Below are 9,300 nucleotides of genomic sequence, written 5' to 3' on the forward strand. Positions count from 1 at the left end.
CCCCCCCCCCCCCCCCCCCCCCCCCCCCCCCCCCCCCCCCCCCCCCCGGGCCCCCCCCCCCGCAGTCTCAACCCGCCGGGACGGTGTGCGCCGCTTCGCGGGTGGCCGAGAAGCGCACGTCCGGCGAGCGCTCCTGGGCCAGCTGCAGGTTGACCCGGGTAGGGGCCAGGTAGACCAGGTGGCCGGCGGCGTCCAGGGCCAGGTTCAGCGCGTTCTTCTCGCGGAACTCTTCCAGCTTCTTCTCGTTGCTGCAGTGGACCCAGCGTGCGGTGGAGACGCTGACCTGCTCGAAGGTCGCTTCCACGCCGTACTCGTCCTTCAGGCGGTAGGCGGCCACGTCGAACTGCAGCACACCCACCGCACCCAGGATCAGGTCGTTGCTGGTGAGCGGGCGGAAGAACTGGGTCGCACCTTCCTCGGACAGCTGGGCCAGGCCCTTCTGCAGCTGCTTGAGCTTGAGCGGATCACGAAGGCGCGCGCGGCGGAACAGTTCCGGGGCGAAGTTGGGAATACCGGTGAAGGTGACCGCTTCGCCTTCGGTGAAGGTATCGCCGATGGAGATGGTGCCATGGTTGTGGATGCCGATCACATCGCCCGGCCACGCTTCGGCCGCGATCTCGCGGTCGCTGGCCATGAAGGTCAGCGCGTTCGCCAGCTTCATGTCCTTGCCGGTACGCACGTGGAAGGTCTTCATGCCGGCGCTGAAACGGCCCGAGCAGATGCGCATGAACGCCACGCGGTCACGGTGCTGCGGATCCATGTTGGCCTGGATCTTGAACACGAAGCCGCTGAGCTTGTTCTCTTCCGGCGCGATGATGCGGCCGGTGGTGGTGCGCGCCTGCGGCGGCGGGGCGTGCTCGACGAAGAAGTCCAGCAGCGGCTGCACGCCGAAGTTGTTCACGCCCGAGCCGAAGAACACCGGGGTCTGCTTGCCGGCGCGGTAGGCCTCCAGGTCGAACGGATGGCTGGCGCCCTGCACCAGTTCCAGTTCGTCGCGCAGTTCGGCCAGCATCTGTGCACCGATCTTCTCGGCCAGGCCGGCCGCATCGATGGACGGGAAGATGGTCGAATCCTGGCGGGTGAAGTTGCGGCCCGGTTCGTACAGGTGCACTTCGCCGGTGAGCAGGTGGACCACGCCCTTCAGGCGCTGGCCCATGCCGATCGGCCAGGTGACCGGGGCGCACTGGATGCCCAGCACGGTTTCCACTTCATCCAGCAGCTCGATCGGGTCCTTGCCCTCGCGGTCGAGCTTGTTGATGAAGGTCATGATCGGGGTGTCGCGCAGGCGGCAGACTTCCATCAGCTTGATGGTGCGCTCTTCCACGCCCTTGGCCACGTCGATCACCATCAGCGCCGAGTCCACCGCGGTCAGCACGCGGTAGGTGTCCTCGCCGAAGTCGGCGTGGCCGGGGGTGTCGAGCAGGTTGACGATCTTGCCTTCGTAGGGGAACTGCATCACCGAGGAGGTGACGGAGATGCCGCGCTCCTTTTCCAGCGCCATCCAGTCGGACGTCGCGTGGCGGGCGGCCTTGCGGCCCTTCACCGAACCGGCCATCTGGATCGCACCGCCGAACAGCAGCAGCTTTTCGGTCAGCGTGGTCTTGCCGGCGTCAGGGTGGGAAATGATGGCGAAGGTGCGGCGACGCGACGCTTCGTTGGCGACTTCGGACATGGCAGTGGCGCCCGCCCGGGGCGCTTTTCAAAGAGATAAGCGCCCGATTATACCGGCCGGGGCCGATCAGCGCCCGGTGCCACCGTCGGCGTCGCCCTGGCGGGCGAACTGCAGCTGGCCCTGCGCGGTGAAAATGCGCACCGGCACCGAGCGCAGGCCCATGCCACGGTTGACCTGGACCACGAAGTGCAGGTGCGGGGCGGTGCTGTAGCCGCTGTTGCCGGACAGGCCGATCGGCTGCCCGGCCTGCACTGCCTGGCCCGGGCGCACGCGCATGCCGCCGGCCTGCAGGTGGCCATACAGCGCCATGCTGCCGTCGCTGTGCAGGATGCGGATGAAGTTGGCGCGGCCGGCATCGCGTTCGCGGTCCTGGCCATTGGCCTTGAAGCCATCCTGCACCTGCATCACCGTGCCCTCGCGCGCGGCCATCACCAGGGTGGCCTCGGGCAGGGCAAAATCCACCGCGTCGCGGTTCTCTTCGTCCTGATGGCTGAAGCGGCCATTCGGGGCCTGGTCCACGCGCAGCTGCGGTGCGTCGAACGGCAGCCGGTAGGCCACGTCCTCGGCCTGCGCGGCAGGATTGCCGGGCACCGACTGCAGGCGCACGTCCAGGCTGCGTCCCTCGACGGGGGCGGGCAGGTGGCCGATCACCAGGCTGCCGCCGCCCTGCACCAGTGAGCGCACCGGCAGGCCCTCGATGGCGCCACCGGGTGCCGGCCGCAGTTCGATCTGCACCGGGCCGGCCAAGGGATTGTCGATGCGTGCCTGCCATTGCCCGCCCATCGCCTGCAGGCGCAGCTGGATGGTCGGCGCGGCCTGCGGGGCGTCGTCGCCGGCCGCAGCGGTGCCGGGCTTCGGCACCAGTCCCCAGCCCTGGCGCCAGTCGCTGGCGTGGACGGTTGCGCTGGCCAGCAGCAGCGGCAGCAGCAGGCAGGACAGGGGCAGGCGAGGCATCGATGGATCCAGCGGAAAGGGCGCTGGGGACTGTAGCGGATCCTGAACACGGGGACCGGGCGCAGTTCCCGGAATGGCGGTTCATTTATTCCATCGCTTTATCCGCATGAAGGGATTGACAGTGGCGAAAAGGGCTGGCATCGTGGTTCCACCATCGAGACCGGCAGAGGGACAGGCCCTTTGAAGCCGGGGCAGCCCGCAGACGCGAAAGCGTCCGCGTAGGTGCCAAATCCTGCGGGGACCGTGGCGTCCACCGAAAGATGGTTCGAACCATGCACCGCACGTGCATCTCGAACGCGAGCCCCGCGAAGGCTCGATGGCCGATTCCCCACACGGATCCCGCCATGAGCTTCGCCCCCAGCACCGCCGCCCGTCCCGAATCCTTTGTCCCCGTCAGCGTGCCGGTCGATGACCGCGTGCATGCCGAGCGCGGCGAGTTCGCCGCCGTGCTGTCGATGCGCCACGCCGGGGCCAGCCCGGTGCGCCTGCGCTACGAGTGGCTGGGGCCGGCCAACGCGCCGGTGGTGGTGCTGGCCGGTGGCATCTCCGCCCATCGCCACGTCGCCTCCAATGCACAGTTCAGCGAGAAGGGCTGGGCCGAAGGCCTGGTCGGCAGCGGCCGCGCGCTGGATCCGCAGCAGCTGCGCGTGCTGGCCTTCGATTTCATCGGTGCCGATGGCGCGCTGGACGTGCCGATCGATACCGCCGACCAGGCCGATGCGCTGGCGCTGCTGCTGGACCATCTCGGCATCCGCGTGCTGAAGGCCTTCGTCGGCTATTCCTATGGCGCGCTGGTCGGCCAGCAGTTCGCGATCCGCCACCGCAGCCGCGTGCGCCAGCTGGTGCTGGCCAGCGGCGCGCACCGCCCACACCCGTATGCCGCCGCCTGGCGCGCGCTGCAGCGCCGTGCCGTTGCGCTGGGCCAGCTGCAGTGCGGCGAAGACCACGGCCTTGCCCTGGCCCGGCAGTTCGCCATGCTCAGCTACCGCACCCCGGAAGAATTCGGCGAGCGCTTCGACGCGGCGCCGGAAGTGGTCAACGGCCGCGTGCGCGTGGCCGCCGAAGACTACCTCGATGCCGCCGGTGCGCAGTACGTGGCGCGTACGCCGGTGACCGCCTACCTGCGCCTGTCCGAATCGATCGACCTGCACCGCGTGGACCCCGCCGCCATCCTGCCGCCCACCGTGGTGGTGGCCGTGGAAGGTGACCGCCTGGTGCCGCTGGCCGACCTGGTCGGCCTGGTCGAAGGGCTGGGCCCGCGCGGCAGCCTGCGCGTGCTGCGCTCGCCCTACGGCCACGACGCCTTCCTCAAAGAAACCGATCGCATCGACGCGATCCTCGCTACCGCCTTCCGCACTTCTGGAGAGTCCGCATGAGCCTGTACGCCAACGAGCCGTCCTGTAGCCGCACCACTGCCGCTGTCCGCGCCGGCATCGACCGCGACACCGCCCACGGTGCGGTCACCCCGCCGATCGTGCTGTCGTCCAATTTCAGCTTCGATGGCTTCGGCAACAAGCGGCAGTACGACTACACGCGCAGCGGCAACCCGACCCGCGACCTGCTGGGCGAAGCACTGGCCGAACTGGAAGGCGGCGCTGGCGGCGTCATCACCGCCACCGGCATGGGCGCGATCAACCTGGTGCTGAACGCACTGCTGGAGCCGGGCGATACCCTGGTGGTGCCGCACGATGCGTACGGTGGCAGCTGGCGCCTGTTCAATGCACTGGCCAGGAAGGGCCACTTCACCCTGGTCACCGCCGACCTCACCGACCCGCGTGCGCTGGCCCAGGCGCTGGCCAGCCAGCCGAAGCTGGTGCTGGTGGAAACGCCGTCCAACCCGCTGCTGCGCATCACCGACCTGCGCTTCGTCATCGATGCCGCGCACAAGGCCGGTGCGCGGGTGGTGGTGGACAACACCTTCCTGTCGCCGGCCCTGCAGCAGCCGCTGTCGTTCGGTGCCGACGTGGTGCTGCATTCGACCACCAAGTACATCAACGGCCACAGTGACGTGGTCGGCGGCGCAGTGATCGCGCGCGACCCGGCGGTGCACGAGCAGCTGGTGTGGTGGGGCAACGCGCTGGGCCTGACTGGTTCGCCGTTCGATGCCTTCCTGACCCTGCGCGGCCTGCGCACCCTGGATGCACGCCTGCGCGCGCACCAGGAGAACACCGCCTCGATCGTGGCCCTGCTGGATGCGCATCCGGCCGTGGCACGCGTCTATTACCCCGGCCTGGCCGACCATCCCGGCCACGCCATCGCCGCGCGCCAGCAGAGCGGCTTCGGCGCCATGCTGTCCTTCGAACTGGCGGCCTGCGAAGGTGAGGATCCGCATGCGGCGGTGCGCGCCTTCGTCGATGGCCTGCGCTACTTCACCCTGGCCGAATCGCTGGGCGGCGTCGAAAGCCTGGTCGCGCACCCGGCCACCATGACCCATGCGGCGATGACCGCCGAAGCACGTGCCGCCGCCGGCATCAGCGAAGGCCTGCTGCGCCTGTCGGTGGGCATCGAAGCCGAGCGTGACCTGCTGGCCGACCTCGACGCCGCGCTGCAGCGCGCCGAAGCGGTGATCGGCGCTGCGGTGCGCCGCAAACAGGTGGTGGATGCATGAGCGCGCTGGCTGCTGAGATTCCCGCGCTCGGCGGTGGCCGCCTGGCCCTGCTCGGCACCGGCACGGTGGGCACGGCCTTCGTGCAGCGCTACCAGGCGCTGCAGGCGCGCGGGCTGGACCTGCCCAGCGTGCAGTGGCTGGCCAACTCGCGCACGGCGCTGGCCATCGACCGCGACCTGGCGCTGCCGCTGGAACTGGCCCGGCGCGCGCCGCGTGACGGGCAGAACTCGCCGCCGTGGGCCAGCACCGAAGGGCTGGAGCGCGGCGACGTGGTGGTCGATGCCACCGCCAGCGAGGACGTGGCCGCACGCCACGTGCAGTGGCTGGCCCGCGGCGTGCACGTGGTGACCGCCAACAAGCTGGGCCGCGGTGCGCAGCTGGCACGCGCGCAGGCCATCGCCGAAAGCTGTGCAGACAGCGGTGCGCGCTACGGTGACAGCGCCACCGTGGGGGCCGGCCTGCCGCTGCTGAGCAGCCTGCGCGCGCTGGTGGCTGGCGGCGACCACATCCATGCGATCGAAGGCGTGCTGTCCGGATCGCTGGCCTGGCTGTTCCATCGCTACGACGGACGCTCACCGTTTTCGCTGGCGGTGCGCGAAGCGCTGGACGCCGGCTACACCGAACCCGATCCGCGCGTGGACCTGTCCGGCGAGGACGTGCGGCGCAAGCTGCTGATCCTGGCCCGCAGCAGCGGGCTGGCGCTGGATGCGGCGCAGGTGCAGGTGGAGTCGCTGGTGCCGGCGGCGCTGGCAGACGTGCCGCTGGCCGAGGCATTGGCCGCGCTGGAACAACTGGACGCGCCGCTGCAGGCGCGCTGGCAGCAGGCGCATGCACAGGGCCGGGTGCTGCGCTTCGTCGGCCGTGTCGATGCAGAGGGTGCGCAGGTCGGACTGCGTGAACTGCCGGCCGATCATCCGCTGGCACAGGGGGCGGGCACGGATAACCGCGTGGCCATCCACAGCGATCGCTACCGCCAGCAGCCGCTGCTGATCCAGGGCCCGGGTGCGGGCGCGGAAGTTACGGCCGCGGCGCTGTTGGATGACGTGCTGCGGATTGCGGGTTGACGGCCTGCCGCTGCGCTCGCCGGGCATGGCCCGGCGCTACCGTCCATGTCCGCCGGACCGTGCCCGGCGGATCGGTGTTTCAACGCGTCTTCAATACCTTCAACAGGGCCGCGTTGAACTGCTTCGGGTCCTGCACCTGCGGCGAGTGCCCGAGTTCGGCGAACTCGACCAGGGTTGCGTCCGGAATCGCCTCCGCGGCCGCCTTGCCCAGCGCTGGGTAATTGCCCAGCGTGGCCTTCAGTTCCGGTGAGGCGCGGTCGCGGCCGATCGCGGTGCGGTCCTTCTGGCCGATGAACAATGCAGTCGGCACCTGCAGGTGCTTCAGTTCGTAGACCACCGGCTGGTTGAACACCATGTCCGAGGTCAGCGCTTGGCTCCAGGCCACCGCCTGCTTGCCGGCGCCTTCGTACATGCCCGACTGCATGCGCGCCCAGTGCTCGTAAGCGGGCTTCCACTGGCCGTCGTAGTACACGTCCAGCTGGTAACGGCGGATGCTGTCATAGCTGGTCTTCAGTTCACCGGCATACCACTCGTCGACGCTGCGCCACGGCACGCCCAAAGCCTTCCAGTCTTCCAGGCCGATCGGATTGACCAGCGACAGGCTGCGCAGATCCTGCGGGTACATCAGCGCGTAGCGGATGGCGAGCATGCCGCCCATCGAATGACCGACCACGTGCACCGGCTGGTCACCGAGCTGCAGCTGCTGCAGAAGGGCATGGGTGTTGGCAGCCAGCTGGCCGAACGAATACTGGTAGCGCTCGGGCTTGCTGGCCTTGCAGAAGCCTACCTGGTCCGGTGCGATCACCCGGTACCCGGCGGCCATCAGCGGCGCGATGGTCTGCTGCCAGGTGGCCGCGCAGAAGTTCTTGCCGTGCAGCAGCACGACCACGCCGATCGCCTTCTTCTTCGGCGTGACGTCCAGATAGGTCATTTCCAGCGGCTGGCCCTGCGACTGCAGGGCGAAGGTCTTCACCGGATAGCCGTAATCGAAGCCTTCCAGGCGCGCGCCGTAGGTCGGTGGCGGCGCGGCGAGGGCGGACAACGGCAGGCAGGCAAGCAGGGCGGCGGCGATCACGCGCATGGGACAGTCCGGGGCGGGGGAGCCCCGAGCCTAACCGGAACACCATGACGGTGTCGTCCGACGTGGGTAGAGTCGACCGTTGGTCGACTACCGCGCGCAGCGCGGTCGGAAGAGCAGTCGACCAACGGTCGACTCTACCCACCGCGCAGCCCTCAGCACTCGATGACGTTCACCGCCAGGCCGCCACGGCTGGTTTCCTTGTACTTGTCCTGCATATCGCGGCCGGTATCGCGCATGGTCTTGATGACCTTGTCCAGCGACACCTTGTGCTTGCCGTCGCCACGCATGGCCATGCGCGAGGCGTTGATCGCCTTCACCGCACCCATTGCGTTGCGCTCGATGCACGGAATCTGCACCAGCCCACCGATCGGGTCGCAGGTCAGGCCGAGGTTGTGTTCCATGCCGATTTCCGCGGCATTCTCGATCTGGCTGGGGTTGCCGCCCAGCGCTGCCACCAGGCCACCGGCAGCCATCGAGCAGGCCACGCCCACTTCGCCCTGGCAGCCCACTTCGGCGCCGGAGATCGAGGCGTTTTCCTTGTACAGGATGCCGATCGCCGCCGAGGTCAGCAGGAAGTCGAACACGCGCTGCTCGTTCGCGCCCGGGCAGAAGCGGTCGAAGTAATGCAGCACCGCCGGCAGCACGCCTGCCGCACCGTTGGTGGGCGCGGTGACCACGCGGCCACCGGCAGCGTTCTCTTCGTTCACCGCAAGTGCGTACAGGTTGACCCAGTCCAGCGTGGTCAGCGGGTCGCGCATGGCGGCTTCCGGCTTGGAGGACAGCTCGCGGTACAGCGCCGGTGCGCGGCGGCCGACCTTCAGGCCGCCCGGCAGCACGCCTTCCTCGCGGATGCCACGCGCCACGCACGACTGCATCGCGCTCCAGATCTCGCGCAGCTGGGCACGGATCTCGTCCTCGCTGCGCCAGCACTTCTCGTTCTCGAACATCAGCTGGGCGATGCTCAGGCCGCTGCGCGCGGTCTGCGCCAGCAGCTCGTCGCCGCTCTTGAACGGGTAGGGCAGCGGGGTCTCATCGGGCACGATGCGGTCATCGGCCGCGTCGTCCTGGTTGACCACGAAGCCGCCGCCCACCGAGTAGTAATCGCGGGTGGCGATCACTTCGTCCTCGGCGTTGTAGGCGGTGAAGCGCATGCCATTGGTGTGGTACGGCAGCTTCTGGCGCTTGTTCATGCCGAGGTCGCGCTTCTCGTCGAAGGCGATCTCGTGCTGGCCCATCAGCTGGATGCGCTTGCTGCTGCGGATGCGCTCCAGGGTGGCCGGGATGATGTCCGGGTCGATCAGGTTCGGGCGCTGGCCTTCCAGGCCGAGCAGGATCGCCTTGTCGGTACCGTGGCCGCGGCCGGTCAGTGCCAGCGAACCGTAGACGTCGGCGCGGATGCGCGCCACTTCGTGCAACCGGCCCGGGTCGAGCAGCCAGCGGTGGATGAAGCGCTCGGCGGCCTTCATCGGCCCGACGGTGTGCGAGGAACTCGGACCAATGCCGATCTTGAAAACGTCGAACGTGCTGACAGCCATGGTTGCCGTACTGCGGGTACCGGAAGAGACCGCTATTCTAGCGGTTCATTGCCGCAACCCATGGCTGCGGCGCAGCATTTCCAGCAAGGGGCCCGAACCGGTGTTGACCCTGTTCCAGCGTGACGACTGCCACCTGTGCGACATGGCCCTGGCCGAGCTGGCCAAGGCGCGGGCGCCGGAGTTCGAATCAGTGTTTCTGGACGACCAGCCCGGGCTGGAAGCGCGCTATGGCGCGCGGGTGCCGGTGCTGCGTGACGAGGCCGGCGGCCGCGAGCTGGACTGGCCGTTCGATGCGGCCGGTGTGCAGGACTGGCTGGCTGCGGGGTGAATCCGCCCGGGGGGGGGCCCCCCCGCCCCCCCGCACAACAACAAAAAAAAGACCCCCC

At 69.0% G+C, this 9,300-nt stretch carries 8 protein-coding genes and 1 riboswitch; of the genes, 4 read left to right on the top strand and 4 right to left on the bottom strand.

The window, feature by feature from the left end:
* Nucleotides 1–67 precede the first annotated feature (67 nt).
* Complete coding sequence (locus IAE56_RS19365; protein ID WP_200753654.1) at nt 68–1,672, bottom strand: peptide chain release factor 3; 1,605 nt, start codon at nt 1,670–1,672, stop codon at nt 68–70.
* Between the two features lie 66 nt (nt 1,673–1,738).
* Nucleotides 1,739–2,626: a M23 family metallopeptidase gene (locus tag IAE56_RS19370; protein ID WP_200753655.1), complete on the bottom strand. Its 888-nt coding sequence runs from the start codon at nt 2,624–2,626 to the stop codon at nt 1,739–1,741.
* Nucleotides 2,627–2,774: 148 nt separating this feature from the next.
* Nucleotides 2,775–2,893: riboswitch (SAM riboswitch) on the top strand.
* A 77-nt stretch (nt 2,894–2,970) separates the two neighbouring features.
* Here IAE56_RS19370 and IAE56_RS19375 point away from each other — a divergent pair.
* The 3 genes from IAE56_RS19375 to IAE56_RS19385 are packed head-to-tail and all read left to right on the top strand — an operon-like array spanning nt 2,971 to nt 6,298.
* Complete coding sequence (locus IAE56_RS19375) at nt 2,971–4,002, top strand: homoserine O-succinyltransferase (RefSeq protein WP_200753656.1); 1,032 nt, start codon at nt 2,971–2,973, stop codon at nt 4,000–4,002.
* A complete protein-coding gene (locus IAE56_RS19380) occupies nt 3,999–5,234 on the top strand; it encodes an O-succinylhomoserine (thiol)-lyase (protein WP_200753657.1) in 1,236 nt (411 codons plus the stop codon). Before IAE56_RS19375 ends, IAE56_RS19380 begins: the two co-directional genes overlap by 4 nt.
* Nucleotides 5,231–6,298: a homoserine dehydrogenase gene (locus IAE56_RS19385; protein WP_200753658.1), complete on the top strand. Its 1,068-nt coding sequence runs from the start codon at nt 5,231–5,233 to the stop codon at nt 6,296–6,298. Before IAE56_RS19380 ends, IAE56_RS19385 begins: the two co-directional genes overlap by 4 nt.
* Before the next feature lie 79 nt (nt 6,299–6,377).
* Here the strand turns inward: IAE56_RS19385 and IAE56_RS19390 are convergent, their stop codons facing one another.
* A complete protein-coding gene (locus tag IAE56_RS19390) occupies nt 6,378–7,379 on the bottom strand; it encodes an alpha/beta hydrolase (RefSeq protein WP_200753659.1) in 1,002 nt (333 codons plus the stop codon).
* A 152-nt stretch (nt 7,380–7,531) separates the two neighbouring features.
* The gene (locus IAE56_RS19395; RefSeq protein ID WP_010482751.1) at nt 7,532–8,914 is read right to left on the bottom strand and encodes an L-serine ammonia-lyase; all 1,383 of its coding nucleotides are present in this window, start codon (nt 8,912–8,914) and stop codon (nt 7,532–7,534) included.
* Between the two features lie 100 nt (nt 8,915–9,014).
* Here IAE56_RS19395 and IAE56_RS19400 point away from each other — a divergent pair, with 100 nt between their 5' ends.
* A complete protein-coding gene (locus IAE56_RS19400) occupies nt 9,015–9,242 on the top strand; it encodes a glutaredoxin family protein (RefSeq protein ID WP_200753660.1) in 228 nt (75 codons plus the stop codon).
* The last annotated feature ends 58 nt before the right edge of the window (nt 9,243–9,300 follow it).

This window comes from Stenotrophomonas sp. S41, assembly GCF_016624625.1.
Lineage (GTDB): Bacteria > Pseudomonadota > Gammaproteobacteria > Xanthomonadales > Xanthomonadaceae > Stenotrophomonas.

Excerpts from the sequence above, each read along its gene's own strand:
- IAE56_RS19365 (WP_200753654.1), bottom strand. The coding sequence starts at position 1,672 with ATGTCCGAAGTCGCCAACGAAGCGTCGCGTCGCCGCACCTTCGCCATC.
- IAE56_RS19370 (WP_200753655.1), bottom strand. The coding sequence starts at position 2,626 with ATGCCTCGCCTGCCCCTGTCCTGCCTGCTGCTGCCGCTGCTGCTGGCC.
- IAE56_RS19375 (WP_200753656.1), top strand. The coding sequence starts at position 2,971 with ATGAGCTTCGCCCCCAGCACCGCCGCCCGTCCCGAATCCTTTGTCCCC.
- IAE56_RS19380 (WP_200753657.1), top strand. The coding sequence starts at position 3,999 with ATGAGCCTGTACGCCAACGAGCCGTCCTGTAGCCGCACCACTGCCGCT.
- IAE56_RS19385 (WP_200753658.1), top strand. The coding sequence starts at position 5,231 with ATGAGCGCGCTGGCTGCTGAGATTCCCGCGCTCGGCGGTGGCCGCCTG.
- IAE56_RS19390 (WP_200753659.1), bottom strand. The coding sequence starts at position 7,379 with ATGCGCGTGATCGCCGCCGCCCTGCTTGCCTGCCTGCCGTTGTCCGCC.
- IAE56_RS19395 (WP_010482751.1), bottom strand. The coding sequence starts at position 8,914 with ATGGCTGTCAGCACGTTCGACGTTTTCAAGATCGGCATTGGTCCGAGT.